Genomic DNA, 21,367 nt, shown 5'->3' on the forward strand with positions numbered 1-21,367 from the left:
ATGACGATTCCGAAACACGAGCCGCGCGAGGTCTTCGATCGGGCGATCGAGCATACGCGGGCGCTTTCCCCGGCCACTTTCGATCAGTGGTTCGGGGGAGTTCAGTTCGATGATCTGACCGACGGCGTGCTGACGCTGCGTGTCCAGAACGAGTTCGTCCTCGAGTGGGTCAGGGACAATTTCCTGCCGGCGCTCACGGACAAGATCCGAGAGCTCACCGGTTGGTCGGTCCAGGTCGCGTGGACGGTGGATCAGAACCTCGTCGCGCCCATTGCGCAGCGCGTGGAGCTCACCCCGGTGCGTCCGCGGGCGCTCGTCGTGCGCCCGACCAGCGCGGCGCCGGCGCCGGCGCCCCGCCCCGAGCCGACGCTCCGGCGCGTCCCGTCGATGCCGGACGACCTCAACCCGAAGCACACCTTCGCGAGCTTCGTCGTGGGCCCCTCGAACCAGCTGGCGCACGCGGCCGCGATCGCGGCCGCGGGCGGCGGGGGACGCCGTTACAACCCGCTCTTCATCTGCGGCGGCACGGGGCTCGGCAAGACCCACCTCATGCACGCGATCGCGCACCGCGTCTTCGAGGGCAGGCCGGACGCGCGGATCATCTACGTCTCGGCCGAGAAGTTCACGAACGACTTCATCACGGCCATCCAGCACCACCGGATGGACGAGTTCCGCACGCGGTACAGGTCGAGCTGCGACGTGCTGCTCGTCGACGACATCCAGTTCCTGGCCGGACGCGAGCAGACGCAGGAGGAGTTCTTCCACACCTTCAACGCGCTCCACACGCTCGACCGGCAGATCGTCGTGACGAGCGACAAGTACCCCCAGAACCTCGAGCGCATGGAAGAGCGGCTCGTCTCGCGGTTCTCCTGGGGGCTCGTCGCCGACATCCAGGTGCCGGAGCTCGAGACGCGCGTCGCGATCGTGCGGAACAAGGCGGCGCTCGAGGGCATCGCGCTCACGGACGACGTGGCGCTCTACCTCGCGCAGATGGTCCGCTCCAACGTCCGCGAGCTCGAGGGGACGCTGATCCGGCTGGCGGCCAAGAGCTCGCTCACGGGCCGCCCCGTCGACCTCCCGTTCGCGCGCGCCGAGATCACGGCCACGTCGCCGCCGCGCGCGCAGATGATGAGCGTCGAGGACATCCAGCGCGCCGTGTGCCACCACTTCCACCTGCGCTCGATCGACCTCACCTCGAAGGACCGCCACAAGAGCGTGGCCTTCGCGCGCCACGTGGCGATGTACCTCTGCAAGCAGCGGCTGAAGTGCAGCTTCCCGGAGATCGGGCGGGCCTTCGGCAACCGCGATCACACGACGGTGATGAGCGCCGTCCGCAAGATCGAGGCGCAGCGGGACTCGGATCCGCAGGTCCGCGCCCACCTCGAAGCGCTCGAGAAGAAGCTCGCCGACGAGTGACCCCCGCGCGCGCGACGCGGAAGGCGCGCGCGGCACGAGAGCGACCTGCCGGCTGACGGGCCCTCTGTCCGCCGGCGGGCCGCTCGTCGCGTGGATCGCCGCGCGACGAGCGACGAGCGCGATGGATCAGAGCTCGGACAGCGCCGAGCGCGCGTCGTCCGCGACGAGCTTGTTGCCGTACGCGGACGCGAGATCGAGCACCTCGGCGAGCTCGCGCCGCGCCTCCTTGACCAGGCCCCGCTGCTTCAGGAGCGCGCCGAGCAGGTACCGGCTCTCGAGGGCGTCGGTGCGGTAGGAGCGCGCGTCGGCGTAGCGCGCGAGCTCGCGCAGGAGCTCGCCGGCGCCGGCCGCGCCGCTCAGCCCGTCCAGGTAAGCGAGGTGCGCGCGGTTGATGGAAGCGAGGCGCTCGTGGCCGCTCTCCTCGGCGAGCTCCTTCGACTCGGTGAGCGACGCGTAGGCGCGCGGCAGATCGCCGAGCCGCCGGCTCGCGTCGCCGAGGTTGTGCAGCGCGGCGGCGGTCTCGAAGCGCAGGCCCGCGGACCGGGCGAGGTCGACGGCGCGGGCGGAGCTCTTCACCGCCGCGTCGAAGTCGCGCAGGAACACGTGCACGAGGACGCGCTGCTTCTCGCGCTCGCTCGCCGCCGCGAGGTCGCCCGGATCGCCGAGCGCCTCCGCCCGATCGAGGGCGCGGAGCGCCGCCGCGATGTCGCCCGTCGCCGCGCGCGTCTGGGAGATCGCGAGCAAGAGCCTCGGATCGTCGATCGCGCCCGTCGCCTCGAGCTGCTCGACGGCGCGCTCCGCGCGCGCGAAGTCGCCCGTCCGGACGCCGATCTCCGTCTCGCACGCGAGCGCCTTGCGGCGGAGGTCCTCCCGATCGCCGGCGAGGGCGTAGGCCTCCTCGAGCCTCGCGTACGCGTCCGCGAAGAGATCCACCGCGCCGAGGGCGCGCGCCAGGTCGACGCGGGCCGAGAGCTTCTGCTCCGGCGTGCCGGCCTCGTCGACGCGCCTCAGCGCGCGGGCGGCGACGTCGGCGAGATCGGGCGCGGAGCGCACGCGCACGACGACGTCCGCGAGCGCGCCGAGCCACGCGGAGAGCTCCGCCGGCGAGCGGTGGGCGTGGTCGCCGAGATCGAGCGCCTGGAAGATGAGCCGGAGCGCCGGATCGAGCTGGCTCGCGCGGATCTTGTGGAGCGCCGCCCGCGCGTAGAACGTGGCGGCGCGGTCGCGATCGCCGGCCTGGTAGAAGTGCTGCCCGATGCGCTCGGCGTGCTCGGCGCTCTCCTCGCCGACGACCGCGACGTACGCCGCCGCGGCCGCGGCGTGCAGCTCCCGGCGGAGCTCCGGCGGTATCGCGTCGAGGACGATCTCCCCGTGCATGGGCGACGCGAAGCTCGCCTGCGCGGGGCCCTTGAGCCGCAAGAGATCGCGGGTCGCGAGCCCGGAGATCGCGCGGTTCACCGCCGGGAGCTTCTGCTGGAGGAGCGCCGCGAGGACCTCGGTCGGCACCGGATCGCCGAGGATGGCCGCCGCCTGGAGCACGGCGCGGTCGCTCGGGTCGAGCCGCCGCACCCGGGTCGCGATGAGCGTGCGCAGCGAGCGCGGCACCGCCGACGCGCCGTCGAGCCGCGCCTTCACGACGCCGCCGGCGACGCTGAGCGCGCCGGAGTCGAGGAGCTCCTTGATGAGCTCCTCGAGGAAGAGCGGGTGGCCGCCGGCGCGCTCGCGGCAGAAGGCGACGACGTCGGGCGGCAGGAAGGTCGCGCCGATGCGCGCCGACATGAGGCGCGCGCTGTCGCTGTCCGAGAGCTCCCCGACCTTGAGCCGGTAGAAGTGGGGGTGCGCCTCGAGCAGCGGCGGCGGGTCGCTGCGCGTCGCCAGCATCAGCACGGCGCGGAGCCCGCCGGCGCGGCCCGCGGTGGCGAGCAGGGTCTCGGCGGTGAGCTGGTCCATCGCCTGCGCGTCGTCCCACGCGAAGCAGTGGAGGCGATCCTCGCAGAGGCTCTGCACCATGCGCGGGAACGCCGTGCGCAGGATCGCGGTCGTCCCCTGGGGCGCCCGCCTCTCGGCGAGCGCCGCGCCGAGCTGACCGAGCACGGCCGCGGACTCGTCCTCGCGCAGGCCGAGCGCCCGCAGCCGCGGCAGCACCGCGCGGATGCGCTCCTCGTCGTCGCCCTCCTGGATGCCGCAGAGCACCTGGAGCATCGCGGTGAGGCCGCTCCACGGGACGTCGGCGCCGTTGTGCGGGCACGAGGCGACGTAGACACCGACGTTGTAGTCTCCCTTGGAGAGCCGCCGCTCCATCTCGGCGAGCAGCCGCGTCTTGCCGATGCCGCGCTCGCCCTGGATGACGACGATCTGCGCGCGCTTCCTCGTGGCGGCGGCCAGGATGTCGCCGAGCTGCTTGAGCTCGTCGCGGCGGCCGATGAAGCGGCCGTACGCGCCGTCCGGGGGCTGCGCGGAGGTGACGACGCGCCCCCCCTCCGGCGCCGTCCGGCCCGCGCCGGGCAGCTCCTCGGTCGTGAAGGCGTCGCGGAGGACGCGCCCGGTGAGGTTCGACACGGCGACCTGGGACTCGGTCGCGCGGGCGAGCGCCTGGGCGGAGGCGATGAGCGAGGTGAGCCGCTCGTCGCGGATCGGGGCGCCGGCGCTGTCGACGAGGATGCGGGCGAGGTGGATGCCGGCGGAGACCGCGGCGCCCCCGCCGCGCGAGCGCAGGATCACGAGGGCGGCGCGCACCGCGGCCTCCGTGTCGCGGCCGTCGGCGTCGCCGAGCCCGAAGACGGCGACGAGCTGCGACGCCTCCTGCTCGAGCAGCAGCGCGCCGTAGCGGGCCAGCACATCGCGGGCCCGCGCCATGCGCCTCGCCGCGTCGTCCTCGGATCCCGTGAAGATGAGCACGAGCGCCGTCACCTCGCGCCGCTCGCCGAGCCCGCGCGCGGCCGGGCCGCTGTCGGCCTTCTCGAGCAGCTGGAGGAGCCCCGACGCCGAGCGGCTGCGCGTGCTCGTCGTGTGCGGCACCTCGACGGGCGTGCGCTCGTTGGCCCCGTTCGGCTCCTCCTGGAGCACGGCGCCCGCCTGGATCTCGGCGCTCTTCTCCTCGTGGAACGGCTCCAGGAACTCGGCCAGGTCGTTCGCCCCGAACCGCTCGGCCGTCGCATAGAAGAAGCCGAGGAGCGCCTCGTGCAGCCGCCCGGCGTCGGGGAACCGATCCTCCGGGTTCTTCGCGAGCATCGTGCTCACGACGTCGACGAGCGACCGGGGCACGTCGGGGCGCACGAGCGCGAGCGGCGGATACTCGCTCGCCTGCAGCCGCCGCATGATCTCGAACGCCGTCGGCGCCGCGAACGGGTTCGACCCGGCGAGCATCTCGTAGAGCACCGTGCCGAGCGAGAAGAGATCGCTCCTGCCGTCGATCGCGCCGGCGCGCGACTGCTCCGGGCTCATGTAGGCGAGCTTCCCGCGGATCCTCCCTGCACGGTTCTCGCCGACCTCCTCGTCGGTCATCGATTGCGTCGCCTTCGCGATGCCGAAGTCGGTGACCTTCACCTCGCCTTCCCAGGAGAGCAGGATGTTCTGCGGAGAGATGTCGCGGTGGACGATGCCGAGGGGGCGCGACTGCTCGTCGCGCCGCCGGTGCGCGTGATCGAGCGCCTTCGCGATCTCGGCCGCCATGAAGACGGCCATGGCGAGGGGGATCGGCCTCTTCGCCCTCCGGCAGCGGGCCAGGAGCGTCGCCAGGTCGAGCCCTGGGACGTACTCCATCGCGATGAAGTAGCTCGTCGGATCGCCGTTCGGATGGTCGACGCGGCCGAGGTCGAACACCTGCACGATGTTCGCGTGCGAGAGGCGCACGGCGAGCTTGGCCTCGTGCACGAACATGTCCACGAAGCGCCCCTGCTCGGCCAGCTTGGGGAGGATGCGCTTGATGACGAGGACCTTCTCGAACCCCTCGACGCCGAAGCTCTTCGCCTTGAAGACCTCGGCCATGCCGCCTTCGCCCAGGCGCTCGAGCAAGCGATACCGCCCGAAGGTCTCGCTCAGCATCGCCCCGCCTGCGCGCCACGCAGCCTCGCGCCTCTGGCGCGCGCGGCGCTCCGGAGGGGACGGCCCGCGATCGGCGCGCGAGCCGGCGCCGTCGCCCCGGCCGCGTCGCCTAGCCGCGCGTCATGTCTCGACGGCCTTGTTCGCGCCGGCGTCATCGTCCCCTCCATACATCGACTCCGCGATCCGGAACGCCGCCCCCTCGAGGCGCGCGTACGCGTCCCGGAGCGCGTCGAGGTCGCCGCCGCCTTCGAGCAGCTTCCGCAGCGCCGCGCACTCGGCGTGGACCTCGCCGAGGAGCTCGGCGTCGAGCAGATCGCCGTAGCCTTCGAGGGCTTGCTCGGTCGTGTAGACCAGGGTCTCGGCCTGGTTGCGGAGCTCGGCGAGATCGCGCCGGAGCGCGTCGGTCTCCTTGAACCGCTCGCCCTCCGAGACGAGCCGATCGACCTCGTCCGGCGTGAGGCCGCTCGTGGGGGTCACCCGGATCTCCTGCACCCGCCCCGTCCCGAGATCCCGCGCCTCGACGCGGACGATCCCGTTCTCGTCGATGCGGAAGGTGACCTGGATCTTGGGCAGCCCGCGCGGCGCCGGAGGGATGCCGGTGAGCTCGAAGCGGGCGAGGCTCCGGCAGTCCGCGGCCATCTCGCGCTCGCCCTGGAGCACGTGCACGGGGACGAAGCTCTGGTTGTCGACGCTCGTCGTGAAGATCTCGCTCCGCTCGGTGGGGATGGTCGTGTTCCGCGGGATGAGCTTGAAGCTCACGCCGCCGCCGGTCTCGACGCCGAGCGACAGCGGCGTCACGTCGAGGAGCAGCACCTCGTCCACCTGTCCGGAGAGCGCGGCGCCCTGCAGCGCGGCCCCGACCGCGACGACCTCGTCGGGGTTCACGCCCTTGTTCGGCTCCCGGCCGAAGAACTCGCGCACCGCCGCCTGCACCGCGGGCATGCGCGTCATGCCGCCGACGAGGACCACCGTGTTGACGGCGGAGACGGGGAGCTTGGCGTCCCCGAGCGTCGCGCGGCAGACGTCGATGGTCCGCCGGATGAGGCCCTCGCAGAGCATCTCGAGCTCGTTGCGCCGCATCGTCCGCTCGAGGTGGAGCGGCCCGCCGCCCGGGCCGACGGCGATGAAGGGGATGTTGATCTCGGTCTCGAGCGACGACGAGAGCTCGTGCTTCGCCTTCTCGGCCGCCTCCTTGAGCCGCTGCAGCGCCATGCGGTCCCGGCGCAGATCGATGCGGCTCTTCCCCTCGAACTCGTCGGCGAGCAGGTCGATGATCCGCTGGTCGAAATCCTCGCCGCCGAGGTGCGTGTCGCCGCCGGTCGCCTTGACGCTGAAGACCCCGCTCGCGATCTCGAGGATCGAGATATCGAACGTGCCTCCGCCGAGATCGTAGACCGCGATCGTCTCGGCCTTCACCTTGTCGAGGCCGTAGGCGAGCGCCGCGGCGGTCGGCTCGTTGATGATCCGGCGCACGTCCAGCCCGGCGATCCGCCCTGCGTCCTTCGTCGCCTGCCGCTGCGCGTCGTCGAAGTAGGCGGGGACGGTGACCACCGCCTCCGTCACGGGCTCGCCGAGGAACCGCTCGGCGACCAGCTTCATCTGGCCGAGGATCACCGCCGAGATCTCGGGGGGCGAGTAGTTGCGCCCCTTGACCTCGACCCACGCGTCGCTGTTCGGCGCCTCGACGATCTTGTAGGGCGCGAGGCTGATCTGCTTGCTGACCTCGGGCGCGGTGAACTTGCGGCCCATCAGCCGCTTCACCGCATAGATGGTGTTCTGCGGGTTCGTGACCGCCTGGCGGCGCGCGACCTGTCCGACCAGGCGCTCGCCGCTCGCGGGGAAGCCGACCACGGAAGGCGTGGTGCGCGCGCCCTCGGCGTTCGGGATCACCCGAACATCGCTCGCCGAGGCGACGCCTGCCCCTTCGACGACAGCCACGCACGAGTTCGTCGTCCCGAGATCGATGCCGATCACCTTCCCCATATGCGGCGAAAGATACTACAGGCCTGGATGCTCGCCGGGTGGGGAGACGACCTGGGCGCCCGTGATATTTGGGGAGATCGTGCGGTGAGGTAGCGGGGCACGGCAGATCCCGGACAGGATCACCGCCAGGATGCGCACCGTGCCGGAGGTGTGCGCCGAGGGAGCCGGCGCGACGCCGCGCGGAGGCTCAGTTCGCTGCGGGCGCCGGCTCGACGGGCGAGCCCTTCGAGACGACGACCATGGCCGCGCGGATCAGGTAATCGCCCAGCATGTATCCCGGCTGGACCTCCGCGATCACGACGCCGGCGGGGTGCTCGGTCGAGTCGAGCTGCTGGATGGCCTCGTGCACGCTGGGATCGAAGGGCTTGCCGACCGCGGCGATGCGCTTGATGCCCATGCGCTCCAGCGTGTCGACGAACTGCTTCGTCACGATCCGGACGCCCTCGGCGACCGACTTCACGTCCGGCGCGCTCTCGGCGTGGCTGGCCGCGCGCTCGAGGTTGTCGAAGACCGGGAGCAGATCCTTCAGGATCGCCTCGCGGCCGCGGCGCTGCGCCTCTTCGACCTCGCGCCGGGAGCGCTTACGGAAGTTGTCGAAATCCGCGGCGGTGCGCAGCAGCTGCTCGCGCATCCGCGCGGCCTCCGCCTGCACCTCGCCTAGCTTGTCTTCGGGGGCGGGGGCCTGCTGCTCCGCAGGCTCTGCGCGCTCAGCCTGCGCCTCCGCCGTCTCCCCCGTGTTCTGGTTCGACCCATTTTGTTCCGAATCGCTCATAGGACGGCGGCACTATAACCAGCCGCGATCCGCTGGCAATCGCCACGCCCATGGTCGGCAGGAGGCGAGCGCCGGCGCCCGAGCGCGCCGGCGCGTGCCGCCGCCCCGGCCCAGGACGCCCGCGTGGGTCGGCGCCCGGGCGCTCGGAGGCGCTCCGGACGCGCTCCGGAGGTACGGATTGCCCGGGTCTCCACGATCCGCTGCGGGCGCCGCATCGACCGTTTGCTCCGAGGCCCCGCCCGGCGTTAGATCGCCCCCCATGAGCATCGCCACAAGCCGCGCCGCCGAACCCCCTCCGGCGAACGCCTCGACGCCCGCCAGCGCGCCGCTCCTCGCGGCGCAGAAGCACCTCCTCGGCAACTACCGCCAGCCGCCGTTCGTCCTCGACCGCGGCAGGGGTTGCGAGCTCTTCGACACGGAGGGGCGCCGGTACCTGGACATGTGCGCCGGGGTGGCTGTGGCTTCGCTCGGGCACGCTCACCCGCGGCTCGTGGCGACCATCTCGGAGCAGGCGGGCCGCCTGATGCACGTCTCCAACTATTTCTTCAACGCGGAGAACCTCCGCCTCGCCGAGGAGCTCTGCGAGAAGACCGGCTTCGATCGCGCCTTCTTCTGCAACTCGGGCACGGAGGCGAACGAGGCGATGCTCAAGCTCGCGCGCCGCCATTTCTTCAACCGGGGCGAGGAGGGGCGCTACCGGATCATCGCGTTCGACAACGCGTTTCACGGCCGCACCCTCGGCGCGGTCGCCCTGACCGGGACGCCGAAGTACCGCGAGGGCTTCGGCCCCTCGCTCGACGGCGTCACGCACGTGCCTTACGGGGATGTGGCCGCGGTGCGCGCCGCCATGGGCCCGGACGTCGCGGGGATCCTCGTGGAGCCGGTGCAAGGGGAGGGCGGCGTGCTGCCGGCGCCGGCGGGGTTCCTCGCCGAGCTGCGGCGCATCGCCGACGAGCACGGCGCGCTGCTGCTCGTCGACGAGGTGCAGACCGGCATCGGGCGCACGGGGCACTGGCTCGGCGCGGCGTACGACGGCGTCCAGAGCGACGCCGCGGCGCTCGCGAAGGGGCTCGGCGGCGGGTTCCCGGTCGGCGCGCTGGTGCTGCGGGAGCGGCTCAACGGCGCGCTGCCCCCGGGCTCGCACGGCTCGACCTACGGCGGTAACGCGCTCGCCTCCGCCACGGCGCGCACGGTGCTCGCGGTCATCGAGGAAGAGAAGCTGTGCGAGGCCGCCGTGAAGCGCGGCGAGCGGCTCGGCCGCGGTCTCGCCGCGATCGCCGCGCGGCTGCCGGGCGTGTGCCTCGGCGAGCGCGGGCGCGGGTTGCTCCGCGGGCTCATCCTCGCGCCGACCGTCGACGCGCGCGCCGCCCTCGGCCGCGTGCGTGATCGGGGCGTGCTGCTCACGATCGCGGGCAACAGCGTGCTCCGGTTCACGCCGCCCCTGATCGTGAGCGAGGCGCAGATCGACGAGGCGCTGGCCGAGGTCGAGGCCGCGCTCGCCGAGACGCCGGCTGCGGGTTGAGGTGGTCGCCTCGCGCGCCGCGGGTCCCGCCGCCGCCCCCGTCCCGTGCTCGGGCTGCAGCAAGCTGATCGATCCGCTGCGCGCGGGGCAGGTGGCGATCTTCGATCAGCGCTTCCATTACTTCTGCAACGCGCGGTGCCGCCACGCCTTCCTCGGTGAAGCGGCGCCTGCGCCGGGCGACGGCCGGCCTGCTGGCCTCGCGGCGTCGGGCGCGCCCTTCGCCGGCGCTCCTCCCCGGGGGCTCCCGTCGGGCGCGCCGCCCGGCGCCGGCGGGCACCACGCCTCCGCGGCGCGCGCCGAGCCCGCGCGGGCGAGCGCCGACGAGGGCGCGGCGCGCGTCGCGGACCTCGACGCGCCGATCGTCGACGCGTTCCCGCCCGTGTCGCTCGACGAGAAGCTCCCGGACCTGCCCGTCCTCGACGACGATCGCGCGCTGCTCGAGCCCATCGGGAACACCATCCTGAGCGAGGAGCCGCAGCGCTACGATGCGGTCGAGGCGCGGGACATCGGCGCGCTCCTGCTCGTGCTCGCGATCATCGCGGGGACGCTGGCCGTCGCGCTCACCCTCGCCGGGGACGCGAAGCTCGTCATCGGCGCGCGCATCGTGCTCGCCACGGTGAGCGCCGGGATGCTCCTCGGCCGCGCCGCCACGACCGCGCGCGACGCCACCGATCCGCACCCGGCGCCGATGCTCGCGCCCGTCCTGGGTGGGCTCGTGGCCGCCGTCTGGGCCCTCTTCGGTCAGGACCGCGCCCTCGCGGCCGAGGCCGCGTCGCTCGCCGGCGTGATCGCCACCGCCAGCGCGATCAGCGCGTGGCTCATCGAGAGCGCCCGACATCGCGTGTTCGCGGAGCGGGCGTGGATCGGATCCGTGCTCTCGACGCCGGCGCGCCGGCCGCCTGGCGCGTGGGCGCAGGGTCAGGCGCCTGCCGACCGCGCCTCGCAGCGCGGCAGCGACGGCGGCTCTCTCGAGGGCGCCGGGGATGAGCTCTACGAGCTGCGACCGGGCGAGGGCGTCCAGGTCGACGCGGGGGAGGTCGTCCCCGTCGACCTCGTCGTCACGGGCGGCGATGTCGAGGTCCTCCCCTGGATCGGCGCGACCACGCCGACCCGCCGCCGCGACGGCGACCCGGTCGTCGCCGGGGCCACCGTGGTCCGGGGTCGCCTCGTCGGCGCGTGCACCTTCTCCGGCGGCGATCGCGCGGTCGCGCGCGTCCTGCTCGACGCCCGCCGGCGCGCGGACGCCCTCGCGCCCATCGCGCAGGCCTCCCGCGCCCTGACCGAGCGCTGGGCGATCGGCGCCGCGGCGATCGGCGCGCTCTCCGCCTTCGTCGCCGGGCGCGCTCCGGTCGAGATCGCGATGACCGCGGCCGCCGTGCTCGCCGCGCTGTCCACGGCGATCACGGCATCCATCGCGTCGGTGCACGTCGCGCGGGGCATCTTGCTCGGGCTCCGCCGGGGCATCGTCTACAAGAGCGCCGACGCCTGGGATCGCGCAGGGAAGACCTCGGTCGCCGTGTTCTGCGCCCGCGGCACGCTGCTGCTCGGCGAGCCCGAGCTCGCGGAGCTGGAGGCGACCGGGCAGAAGCTCAAGCCGAGCGACGTGCTGGCGCTCGCGGCCGGGGCGGAGCGCACCGAGGAGCACCCCGTCGCGACGGCGATCGTCCGCGCCGCGCGCGCCCGCGGCTTGCGGCCCGACGGCGTGCGCAACCCCAACTTCCACCCCGGCCTCGGCGTGACGGCCGTCACCTCGTCCGGCGAGGACCTGTGCGTCGGCAACCGCGCGCTCATGCTCGAGCAGCGGATCTCGATCGCCGCGGCCGAGAGCCGCGTCGCCGAGCTCGAGGCGCTGGGGCGCACGGTGGTCCTCGTCGCGGTCGGCGCCCGCCTCGTCGGCATCATCGGCCTGCAGGACGGGCTGCGCCCCGGGGCGCGGGCCGCCATCCAGCACCTGCTCGACGCGCAGATCGAGCCCGTGCTGATGTCGGGCGACGCGCGCGAGACGTGCGAGGCGATCGGCCGCTCGCTCGACATCGATCACATCCGCCCCGAGATCCTCCCCGCGGATCGCGGCGCGGAGGTGCGTCGCCTGATCGACGCGGGCACGAGCGTCGCCGTCCTCGGCCACGCGGGCGTCGACGACGCCGCGCTCGGCGCCGCGGACGTCTCCGTGGCGCTCGGCGCCGCCGGCTCGGCGCCCGCCGACTTCTCCACGGTCCTCGCGTCGGACGACGTTCGTGACGCCGCGCTCTCCCTCGCGCTCGCGCACCGCACGCGCCTCGAGGCGCGCGTCGGGCTCGCGCTCAGCGTCGCCCCGGCGCTCGTCGGCGCCGCGGTGATCGCCGCGTTCGTGCTCCCGCCGGCCTACGCGCCCATCGCCTCGCTGCTCGGCGGCGTCATGGCCGTCGTCCACGCCCGCGCGCTCGACGCGAAGAGCTGAGCGCCGGGCGCGGTCGCCGGCGCGGGGCTCCTCGCCGCGCCGCGGCGGGCTACGAGACGTCGGGCGTGGTGTCCTTGCCGTCGCGGCAGTCCGCGCAGACGCCGTACATCTCGTGCTTGTGCCAGGTCACCTCGAAGCCGTACTTCGCGGCGATCTCTTTCTGGAGCGCCTCGATCCGCGGCTCCTCGAACTCGATGATCTTCCCGCAGTTGACGCAGATCAGGTGGTCGTGGTGCGCGCTGGCGTCGTCCGCCAGCTCGTAGCGGCTAAGGCCGTCCCCGAACCGGCGCTCGGAGGCCACGCCGCACTCCGCGAGCAGCTTGAGCGTGCGGTACACCGTCGCGTACCCGATGCCTCGGTCGTGCGCGCGCACCTCCGCGAGCAGGTCCTCGATGGTCATGTGCGGGGCGCCGGAGAAGAACGTGTCGACGATCAGCCGGCGCTGCGCCGTCGATCTCAGCCCCTTCTTGGCCATGTACGCCTGGAGGCGAGCGCGTAGCCGGTCGAGGGCAACTTGGTCGACGTGGCTGGCGCTGCTCCCCTCTCTCTCCATGACGGCCATGGCAAGTTTATCCCGTTCGCGGCGAACCGCGTCAAGGCCGGCGACCGAGCCTACTTGGCGTGACCTCGCCGACGCTGTCCGTGCACTGCTCGTCGGCGCTACTCGCCGACCTGCGCCATGTAGCTGACCTGAGCGGCCGGCCCCCCGAGGGGGCTGAGCAGCGTGATGGGAGGCGCGACCAGGCCGGCCGCCGCCGTGTTGTCGACGACGACGTAGTAGAGGCCCGGGCGCAGCGCATAGCGGCGCGTCTCGATGATCCCGGGCTGGAGAGGGCCGCCTGCCTGCACCGGGCCTGGCGGGGGGCCGAGCGGCTTGCCGGTCTGGTACGCCTCGCGCCACGCGTCGCCGGTGGGCTTGTCGACGATCATGAGGTCCACGGGCGCGCCCTGCGCGCTGACCTTGAGGTAGAGCGCCTGGTCCGCGTCGGCGATCTCGAACGGCCCGAGGTAGTCGCGCTGGTGCGCGTGCACCTCGATGGTCTCGTTCGCGAAGGTGTACCGCTCCTCGTCCTCGGCCTCGAACGGGTGGTGCGGTCGCTGGGGCGGCATGAGGATCCCCAGCGTGAAGTCCTTCCCGGTCTCCTCGTTGTAGAGGACGGTGAACCCGCGGGTCAGCTCGCCCGCGACGATCTGGTTGCCGAGCAGGTTGGCGAGCCCTCCGAACGGCGGGACGTTGGCCATCACGTCGATGACGGGGTTCTCGACGTAGCCCAGCTGGAAGCTCGGCCCTTGCACGATCCGGTTCAGCCGTCCCCACACGTAGACGTTGTCGTCCGCGAGCTGGAAGTCGGGTCGGTACTCGACGGATGTCGTGAGCGAGAAGCCCACCCGCTTGGCCGGCTGCATGTAGCCGTACCCCGTGCCGGCGATGTGGACGGTGATCGTCTGGGCCGCGTCGTTGACGTCGTACGAGCACTGCATCGGGAAGAACCGCCCGATGGACGCCGATCTGTCCTGCAGGCGCAGCGAGACCCCGCTCTTCAGCATCTCGGGGCAGATCTTGCTGGCCCCGAAGTTCGAGAACAGGAACCAGCGGAGGCCAGGGCTCGCGTTCACGGGGCCGCTGACGCAGGGGCAGCCGACGAACGTGAACGACAGCGCGACAGCGGCGAGCGCCAGCGCGGCGGACGCGCGGGAGAGCGGGGGTCTTCGTGCGGGCACGCGGGCTAACATAGCGGGTCGACCTCGGAGGGAGAGCGGGTTTGCGCGCGGGAGGACGGACGACGTCCCGTCCCGGATCAGCGCACGAGATGCCATTGGACGCCGGGGGTCACCTCGAGATGCAGGTGATTTTTGTGCGCCCGATCGTAGTTGGGCGTGAGGATCGACGTGAAGATGTGCTGATCCACGGCCTCGCACACGATGGACCGCAGCTCTCGCGCCGCCGCGTCCGCTGGAGGGCCGCCCCCCGCCCCCTTGCCGGCCCCGCGGGGCCTCCCCGTCGGGCCTGCGCTCTCGCCGCAGACCGGCGCGCCGCGCCTGCCGACGAAGTCGCGCTCCACGTCGAGCCAATCCTCCGCGAACCCGCCGCCGACGGGCTCCTTGATGAGCCTGTAGAGGTCGATCGCGAGCCCGCCGGGGTGCCGCGTGGCGAGCCTGCCCTCGGGCCACATCCTGGACGGAGGCCGCCAGGCCGAGAACATCAGCGCCTCGTCGATGTCGTGCGCGCGGAGGATCCGGCTGAAGTCCGAGAGCGCGAGCGCGAGGCGGCAGTCGAAGACGTCGTACGGGTTGTCCGCGCGTTGATGCGCCGGCAGCGCCGTCCGGTAGAGGACCCCGCCGACCCCCTGCCTCAGCCGCACGGGAGCGAGCACGCCCGGCGCGCGCGGCACCGGCTCGAACGCGATCTTCCGCTGCGTGAGCGCCGCGCGGCACTGCGCCGCGCTCAGGGCCGCGTAGCGCGCCGACGGGTGCTTCGCCCAGTCCTGGTGGTACCTGACCTTCGGCTTGCCCTGCGCGCTCGGCGCGGCGGCGAGGGGGCCGAGCGTGAGGGCGAGCGCGCAGGCAGCGGCGGCATGGCGTGCGGGCGGCATCGTTGCGGTACATCCCTCGTGCGAAGCAAGGCAGGCAGGCCCTCTCGGGGCCTCTCGGGGGGCCGAGCGACCACGTGCCACGTGGCCGATCGCGCCGCCATCCCACGGAGCGGGGCCCCGTGCGCGGGGTGGCTACTCGCCGATCCTACCGCGACATTTGACCGGGCCGCGCGATCGCCTCAAAATGGGTCGCATGCGCGTCCGTGGGTCGAGCGCCCGCACGCGCAGCTTGACGTACGGGAGCGAAGGTCCGGCCCGCATGGCTTCCCGGTCCGGGCGGTCCCTGGTCCAGGTAGCCACGGCGGCGCGCTTGTGCGCTGCATGCAGCTGACATGAGTGATCTTTCCAATCGATCTCGGAAGATCCTTTTCGCCGCGGTCACCGAGTTCATCGCAACGGGCGACCCAGTTGGCAGCAGGACGCTCGCCCGGAAGTACGGGCTGGATCTCTCGGCTGCTTCGATCCGCAACGTGCTCGCTGACCTCGAGGAGGCCGGGTACCTCCACCAGCCGCACACCTCTGCCGGGCGGATCCCGACCGATCGCGCGCTCCGGCTGTTCATCGACGCGCTCGTCGAGCTCCGGTCGCTGTCTCCCGAGCAGCAGGCCGAGCTGAGCGCCAGGTTCACCGAGATCTACGCGGGGGCGAGCGATCCGCTCCGCGAGACCGGGCGCTACCTCTCGGAGCTGTCCGGCGCCGCGGCGGTCGTGGCGGCGCCGCGGGCGGAGCTCCGCGCCCTCGCCCAGCTGCGCTTCATCCCGACCAAGCCCGGGCAGCTGCTCGCGGTGCTCGTCTTCGCCGACGGTTCGGTCGCGAACCGCTTCATCTCGGCCGACGAGGCGATCAACGAGGGCGAGCTCACCCGGATCCACAACCTGCTCGCCGATGTCATCGAGGGGCGCACGCTGGGCGAGATCCGGGACCTGTTCGCCCGCCGCCTCGCGGACGAGCGCCTCCAGATCGACGCGCTGAGGCGCCGCGCCTTCGAGCTCGGCAGCAAGGCGACGGCCGACTTGACCCGGCGGAGCGAGGTCGTCATCGAGGGGCAGAACCGCCTGATCGATCTGCCCGAGTACGCCGATGTCGATCGGCTCAAGAAGCTGATGAAGGCGCTCGAGGAGCGCGAGGAGCTCGTCGATCTGCTCGACCGGACGCTCGCCGCCGGCGCGGGTGAGGTCACCGTGTTCGTCGGCAGCGAGGCGGGCGATCTTGGCGGAGGCCAGCTCAGCCTCGTCGCCGCGCCCTACATGGAGAACGGCCGCGTCGCCGGGACCGTCGGCGTGCTCGGCCCGACGCGGATGGACTACGCGAAGGTCATGCCGCTGGTCGACGCCACGGCCGCGGCGATGACCGAGGTCCGCGGCAAGGTCAAGTAGCGCCCTTCCGCTGCGGCTCGCGGAGCCGATCGAGCACGTCGTCGAAGTCCGGGGGCGGCGGCGCCTGGAAGCGCATCGGCCGGTCGTCGGCCGGGTGGTCAAAGCCGAGCTCGGCCGCGTGGAGCATCAGCCGCGCGGCCGGGATCTTCGCCCCGCGGTAGTCCCGCACGTAGACCGTCTCGCCGACGAGCGGGTGCCCGGCCTCCGCGAGGTGGATGCGTATCTGGTGCGTCCGTCCCGTCTCGAGCCGGCACGCGACGAGCGTCACGCCGCCGGCGCCGGCCCCCTCCTGCGGCCCTCGGAGCACCTCGATCGGCTCCACGTGCGTCACCGCGAGCTGCCCCTCGCGCCGCCCCTCTCGCGCCGAGCCGCGCAGCCCGTCGCCCCGATCCTCGACGAGGTAGCTGCGGTAGGTGCCGCGCGGGACGGCGCCGTGCGCGAGCGCCAGGTACTGCCGGTGCATCGCGCGGACGCGGAGCTGCTGCGCGAGGTGCTTCTTCGCGGCGAGCGTCCGCGCGAAGACCAGCAGCCCGCTCGTCCCCTTGTCGAGGCGCTGCACCACGCCGAGCGGCGCGCGCCCGCGCAGGCGATCGCGCCTGGCCAGCACCTCGCGCACCAGCGCGTCGAGGGTCGCGGCCTGCTCCGCGGGATCCTCGTCGCCGTACGGGATGGTGCTCACCCCGGCGGGCTTGTTCACCACGACGACGCTCGCGTCCGCGTAGACCACGAGCTCGCCCTCGAGCTTGCGCCGCCGCACGGTCTCGGGCCTCGGCGCGTGCAAGCGGACCTCGATCTGCTCCCCGGTGAGCACCCGCCGGCGGGCGCTCGTCGCCACCGCGCTCCCGACCAGCACCTTGCCGGTCTCGATCAAGCGGCGCGCGTCGGACCACGAGACCGCGGCCAGCGCACGGACGGCCCCGTCCAGCGGGCGTCGATCCAGCTCGGCTGGCACCGTCCAGCGGCCGTCCTGCGGAGGTCGCACCTGGGCGGCGGGGTGGACGCCGGTCGTTTCGGCGGCTTTGTCTTCCTGGCTCGGCGGAGTGGCGGGTCGGAGCGGACGCATGTACAAGCTCACCGGGGGGCGCCTCGGCTCCGCCCACCAGCGTGGGACCGGGCTCTACCGGCGCGAAAAACGCACATCCGCGGGGCCCGCGGGGGCGAAATACACCGCGAATGTTGACACATCGCGCGACCGGAGCCGAAGATATCCAGAGCCGTCATCGCTTTCTCGCCATCTGAGAGGAGACCCGTTCGTGGCCAGCACCCTTCTCGCCGTAGACGACAGCGTGACCATGCGCAAAGTGCTCGAAATCACCTTTGCGGGTCAGGATTTCCGCGTCGTGACGGCGAGCAGCGCCGACGCTGCGCTGCAGAAGCTCAAGAGCGATAAACCCGACCTGGTGATCGCCGACGTCACGCTCGAGCCGAAGAACGGCTACGAGCTGTGCAAGGCGATCAAGCAGGCCTCACCGGCGACGCCCGTCCTGATCCTGTCGTCCAAGCAGAACCCGTTCGACCCCGCGAAGGGATCGGGCGCGCAAGCGGACGATCACATGGACAAGCCGTTCGACACGCAGCAGATGATCGACAAGGTCAAGAAGCTGCTGGCGTCGCGCGGCGAAGCGAAGCCCGCCGCCGCAGCGGCCTCCGCTGCCGCGGCGCCTGCGCCCGCGCGCTCTCCTGCGGCGCAGCCCGCCGCCGCGCAGCCCGCGGCCGCCGCGCAGCCGGCAGCCGCCGCGCAGCCGGCGGCAGCGAGCCCGCTCCAGCGCGCGAAGACCCTCATCTACACGCCCAACGCGCCGGCCACGAGCGCTGCGCCGGCCCAGGCCTCCGTCAAGACGGCGCCCGGTGGCCCGGCGAACGTGCCGGTCACGACGACGATGGCCTTCTCGCCGACGCCGGTGTCCGGCGTGCCGAAGACCGCGACGGGGCCTGCCGCCGTCGCCGCGACCGCCTCCGCGCAGGTCAACGGCCAGATGGCGAGCAAGCTCGAGGGCCTCGGCCTCACCTCCGAGCAGGTGGAGGCCGTGATGGCGCTGTCCCGCGACGTCGTGGAGCGCGTCGTGTGGGAGGTCGTGCCGGTGCTCGCCGAGACGATCATCAAGGAAGAGATCGCGCGCCTGACGAAGTAGGCGGCGGCCGCGGCCTGGCCGTGGCCGTCGACCCGCCCCTGTTCCTGTCGCGCCCGCGAGACGCACGAACGGGGCGGGGCGCCTTCGTGGGCGCGTGAGGCCCACCGATCCAAGTACGTAGGGGCGCTCCTTGCGCCGCGACGTCGTTCGCGGAGCGCGCGCGTTCGGGAGCGCAGCGCAGGCGCATGCGACCGCTGCTTTGCCCGGCGACCTGGAGTTGCTACGCCAGGGCCGCGCCTCGTTCCGCGGTTGGCGCAGCCATGAACGACACACACGACAAACGCAGCGGTGCGCCCGCGGACGCCCGCGACGGGACGGCCGCGGGCGATCTGGAGAGCCCCAGCGCACCTGAGCCGCGCGCGCCTTCCCCTGACGACCGGGCTGCGGGGGGCGACGGCACGGTCGGGATGGACGGGGCCGCGGGCGACGCCGAGGAGGCTCGCCTCGTGCCGCAGGGCAACCCGCTCCGCTGGCGTGGCGCTGCCGTGTCCGCCGCGGGCGCCCTCCTCACGTTCGTCGTGATGGCGCTCGCGCCCCAGCTGCGCTGGGGTGTCCCGATCGGCGCGCTCGGCGTCGCCATCGCGGCGATCGGTCTGCTCGATCTGCTCGGCACGTTCGACGATCGGCCCGAGCGCGTCGCCACGCGCGTCGCGATCCGCGACCTCCTCGGCCCGCTCGCGCTGCTCGGGGGCGGGCTCGTCGCGCTCTTCGCCCTGATCGCGTTGAGCGTCGCTGGCTTCTTCTCGCCGAGCCCTCTCTCGTCGGACGGCGCGCCGACGCTGCTCTCGCTGGCGGTGCCCGCGGTCGCCGTCCCTGTCGCGTTTCTCACGGCGGTCATCGGCGCGTTCCGGTTCGGCGAGCGCCTCGGTCCCTGCCGCGTCGACGAGGCGGGGGCGCCGCGCCCTCTCGGCCGGCGGCACGGCTTCTGGCTCGTCGCCCTCGTCACGCTGCTCTACCTGCCCATGCTCGGGAGCCACTCGCTCACCGATCCCTGGGAGACGCACTACGGCGAGGTCGCGCGCGAGATCCTCGCCAGGAACGACTGGATCTCCCTGTGGTGGGCGCAGGACGGCTGGTTCTGGTCGAAGCCGGTGCTCGACTTCTGGATGCAGGCGCTCGCGATGGCCGCGTTCGGCGTCCGCTACCGGTCGGGCGAGATGCTCTCGGCGGCCGCCGAGGGGCGCACCCCGTGGCCCGAGTGGGCCGTCAGGCTCCCCGTCTTCGCGCTGACGCTCATCGCCGTTTACCTCCTCTACAAGGCCGTCTCGCGCATCTTCAGCCGCCGCGCCGGGCTGCTCGCGGGGCTCGTCCTCGCCACGATGCCGCAGTGGTTCCTGGTCTCCCACCAGACCATGACCGACATGCCCTTCGTCGCGACGATGGCCGCGGCGATGGCGCTCCTCCTGCTCGGCATCCACACCGACGACGCGGAGGAGGCGCGCGTCTACGAGGTGGATCTCGGCCCGCTCAAGGTGGGCCTCTCGGCCTATCACCTCGTGCTGGGGGCGATCCTCGCCTGCGCGCTGCCGCAGATCCTCTACCTGCTCTCGCGTCACGTCGAGATCGGCCTCTCGCCCTTCGGCCTCCACTTCCGCGGCGACGTCTTCAGCTCGGGCTCACCGGGCAACTGCGGTCTCCCCGGCAACGAGGCCTGCCGGTCGGTGCTGCCCGTGCTCCCCGGCCTACAGCCTGCGCTCCAGGCGCTCGTCTGGGCGCAGACGCTCGCGATCGTCCTGTACGCCAGCTGGGGCGAGCGGCGCGTCCAGCGGCTCCTCTTCCTCGCGGCGTGGTTCTTCGCTGCCCTGTCCACGATGGCCAAGGGGCCGGCGGGCTTCGGGCTCCCGGTGCTCTGCGCGCTCGGCTACGTCGTCGTCTCCCGCCGGTACCGCGACCTGCTCAAGATGGAGATCCCCGTCGGGCTGCTCGTGCTCGCGTGCGTCGCGCTGCCGTGGTTCGTCGCGATGTACGCGCGGCACGGCCAGCCGTTCACCGACAGGCTCCTGTTCCACGACATGTTCAAGCGCGCCTTCACCCACGTCCACGACACGAACGAGGGCGACGACGTGAGCTTCCGCTATTACGTGTGGCAGCTCGGCTACGCGATGTTCCCGTGGACCGGGCTCGTGCCCGCGTCGCTCGTGTGGTGGCTCAGGCGGCGCGAGGGGGCGGCGCCGGGGGAGCGCGGCTCGGCCGACGTCCGCCAGGGCGACGCCTCGGTGTTCCTGGCGATATGGTTCCTCTTCGGCTTCGCGCTGTTCTCCCTGATGCTGACGAAGTTCCATCACTACATCCTGCCGGCCGTCCCGCCGGCGGCGATGCTCACGGGGATCCTGCTCGACGACATGCTGCGCCTCGATGGCCGCGTGGGAGGGCTCGCGCGCCGCTCGAGCGGCGCCTCCTCGCCGGCGCAATCGGCGCGCTCCGCCGCGGTGGTCAGCTACGAGCGCGCGATGCTCGGCGCCATCGCGCTCGGCGCTGCGCTCCTCGTGTTCCTCGTCGGGCGCGATCTCGCGATGGTGCGCGAGGGACAGCCGAGCCAGGCCAGGCTGCTGCACCTGTTCACGTACAATTACAAGCGCCCCTGGCCGCAGTCGCTCGACTTCTCGGCGGCCCTGTGGGCCTTCACCGCCGCCGCGGCTGCCCTGTGCTTGCTGCTGATGGTCGCGCGCTGGCGCCGCCAGGTCGTCTACGCGCTCCTGGCGCTCGCCGTCGTGTTCACGGCGTGGGGCATCGACGTGTACTTCGTGCGGACGTCGCCGCACTGGGGGCAACGCGAGACGCTGCTCGCCTACGTGCGCGCGAATCAGCAGATCCCAGGGCCGCTCGTCGCTTACCAGCTGAACTGGAAGGGCGAGAACTTCTATGCCGGAAACCGGCTGGCGGCCTTCGTGTCGAGCGGAAAGAAGTTCCAGGACTACATCAATGAGCAGAAGAAGAAGGGCTTGAAGACCTTCTACTTCGTCACCGAACACGGGCGCACGGGCTCCTTGTCGAACGAGCTCGGCAGCCCTCGCATCTTCGAGAAGCTCACTTCCATCGAGCTCAACAACAAGTTCGTCGTGGTGCGAGCGACGTTCGAGTGAGCCGA

The 21,367-nt window shown here is 72.6% G+C and carries 13 protein-coding genes; 6 read left to right on the forward strand and 7 right to left on the reverse strand.

From position 1 onward, the window contains the following. Positions 1-1,416 (forward strand): chromosomal replication initiator protein DnaA, encoded by a 1,416-nt coding sequence (gene dnaA / locus WMF14_RS00005; protein ID WP_437798086.1) that lies wholly within the window; start codon positions 1-3, stop codon positions 1,414-1,416. Positions 1,417-1,542: 126 nt separating this feature from the next. Here dnaA and WMF14_RS00010 read toward each other — a convergent pair whose 3' ends face one another. The 3 genes from WMF14_RS00010 to grpE form a co-directional block, all read right to left on the reverse strand. Next, positions 1,543-5,460 (reverse strand): serine/threonine-protein kinase, encoded by a 3,918-nt coding sequence (locus WMF14_RS00010; protein ID WP_437798087.1) that lies wholly within the window; start codon positions 5,458-5,460, stop codon positions 1,543-1,545. 120 nt (positions 5,461-5,580) lie between these two features. Then, complete coding sequence (gene dnaK, locus WMF14_RS00015; RefSeq protein ID WP_437798088.1) at positions 5,581-7,443, reverse strand: molecular chaperone DnaK; 1,863 nt, start codon at positions 7,441-7,443, stop codon at positions 5,581-5,583. 187 nt (positions 7,444-7,630) lie between these two features. Next, positions 7,631-8,215, reverse strand: coding sequence for a nucleotide exchange factor GrpE (grpE, locus tag WMF14_RS00020; RefSeq protein WP_272097046.1), 585 nt, complete (start codon positions 8,213-8,215; stop codon positions 7,631-7,633). Positions 8,216-8,474: 259 nt separating this feature from the next. Here grpE and WMF14_RS00025 point away from each other — a divergent pair, with 259 nt between their 5' ends. Beyond that, positions 8,475-9,737 (forward strand): aspartate aminotransferase family protein, encoded by a 1,263-nt coding sequence (locus tag WMF14_RS00025; RefSeq protein ID WP_437798091.1) that lies wholly within the window; start codon positions 8,475-8,477, stop codon positions 9,735-9,737. Between the two features lies 1 nt (position 9,738). Further along, on the forward strand, positions 9,739-12,177 hold the full coding sequence (locus WMF14_RS00030) for an HAD family hydrolase (protein WP_272097049.1): 2,439 nt from the start codon (positions 9,739-9,741) through the stop codon (positions 12,175-12,177). 49 nt (positions 12,178-12,226) lie between these two features. Here the strand turns inward: WMF14_RS00030 and WMF14_RS00035 are convergent, their stop codons facing one another. From WMF14_RS00035 to WMF14_RS00045, 3 genes are all read right to left on the reverse strand, one after another. Beyond that, positions 12,227-12,739: a Fur family transcriptional regulator gene (locus WMF14_RS00035; RefSeq protein ID WP_437798093.1), complete on the reverse strand. Its 513-nt coding sequence runs from the start codon at positions 12,737-12,739 to the stop codon at positions 12,227-12,229. 98 nt (positions 12,740-12,837) lie between these two features. Then, positions 12,838-13,899, reverse strand: coding sequence for a hypothetical protein (locus WMF14_RS00040; RefSeq protein ID WP_437326871.1), 1,062 nt, complete (start codon positions 13,897-13,899; stop codon positions 12,838-12,840). A gap of 77 nt (positions 13,900-13,976) precedes the next feature. After that, entirely contained in the window at positions 13,977-14,771 is a 795-nt protein-coding gene (locus WMF14_RS00045; RefSeq protein ID WP_437798095.1) for a hypothetical protein, read from the reverse strand. Positions 14,772-15,103: 332 nt separating this feature from the next. Here WMF14_RS00045 and hrcA point away from each other — a divergent pair, with 332 nt between their 5' ends. Next, entirely contained in the window at positions 15,104-16,147 is a 1,044-nt protein-coding gene (hrcA, locus tag WMF14_RS00050) for a heat-inducible transcriptional repressor HrcA (RefSeq protein ID WP_437798097.1), read from the forward strand. On the opposite strand, the gene WMF14_RS00055 is transcribed toward hrcA, so the two are convergent. Further along, positions 16,140-17,210, reverse strand: a complete 1,071-nt coding sequence (locus WMF14_RS00055) for an RluA family pseudouridine synthase (protein WP_437798099.1) — start codon at positions 17,208-17,210, stop codon at positions 16,140-16,142. The two genes, hrcA and WMF14_RS00055, sit on opposite strands and share 8 nt — an antisense overlap. Between WMF14_RS00055 and WMF14_RS00060 the strand changes: the two genes are divergently transcribed. After that, the gene (locus WMF14_RS00060; RefSeq protein WP_437798101.1) at positions 17,209-18,279 is read left to right on the forward strand and encodes a response regulator transcription factor; all 1,071 of its coding nucleotides are present in this window, start codon (positions 17,209-17,211) and stop codon (positions 18,277-18,279) included. The two genes, WMF14_RS00055 and WMF14_RS00060, sit on opposite strands and share 2 nt — an antisense overlap. Positions 18,280-18,539: 260 nt before the next feature. Next, complete coding sequence (locus WMF14_RS00065; RefSeq protein WP_437798102.1) at positions 18,540-21,362, forward strand: ArnT family glycosyltransferase; 2,823 nt, start codon at positions 18,540-18,542, stop codon at positions 21,360-21,362. Positions 21,363-21,367: the final 5 nt, after the last annotated feature.

This window comes from Sorangium sp. So ce693, assembly GCF_051521375.1.
Taxonomy (GTDB): domain Bacteria; phylum Myxococcota_A; class Polyangia; order Polyangiales; family Polyangiaceae; genus Sorangium; species Sorangium atrum.

Excerpts from the sequence above, each read along its gene's own strand:
- WMF14_RS00045 (WP_437798095.1), bottom strand. The coding sequence starts at position 14,771 with ATGCCGCCCGCACGCCATGCCGCCGCTGCCTGCGCGCTCGCCCTCACG.
- WMF14_RS00065 (WP_437798102.1), top strand. The coding sequence starts at position 18,540 with ATGAACGACACACACGACAAACGCAGCGGTGCGCCCGCGGACGCCCGC.
- WMF14_RS00010 (WP_437798087.1), bottom strand. The coding sequence starts at position 5,460 with ATGCTGAGCGAGACCTTCGGGCGGTATCGCTTGCTCGAGCGCCTGGGC.
- WMF14_RS00025 (WP_437798091.1), top strand. The coding sequence starts at position 8,475 with ATGAGCATCGCCACAAGCCGCGCCGCCGAACCCCCTCCGGCGAACGCC.
- dnaA (WP_437798086.1), top strand. The coding sequence starts at position 1 with ATGACGATTCCGAAACACGAGCCGCGCGAGGTCTTCGATCGGGCGATC.
- WMF14_RS00035 (WP_437798093.1), bottom strand. The coding sequence starts at position 12,739 with ATGGCCGTCATGGAGAGAGAGGGGAGCAGCGCCAGCCACGTCGACCAA.
- hrcA (WP_437798097.1), top strand. The coding sequence starts at position 15,104 with ATGAGTGATCTTTCCAATCGATCTCGGAAGATCCTTTTCGCCGCGGTC.
- grpE (WP_272097046.1), bottom strand. The coding sequence starts at position 8,215 with ATGAGCGATTCGGAACAAAATGGGTCGAACCAGAACACGGGGGAGACG.
- WMF14_RS00060 (WP_437798101.1), top strand. The coding sequence starts at position 17,209 with ATGTACAAGCTCACCGGGGGGCGCCTCGGCTCCGCCCACCAGCGTGGG.
- dnaK (WP_437798088.1), bottom strand. The coding sequence starts at position 7,443 with ATGGGGAAGGTGATCGGCATCGATCTCGGGACGACGAACTCGTGCGTG.
- WMF14_RS00055 (WP_437798099.1), bottom strand. The coding sequence starts at position 17,210 with ATGCGTCCGCTCCGACCCGCCACTCCGCCGAGCCAGGAAGACAAAGCC.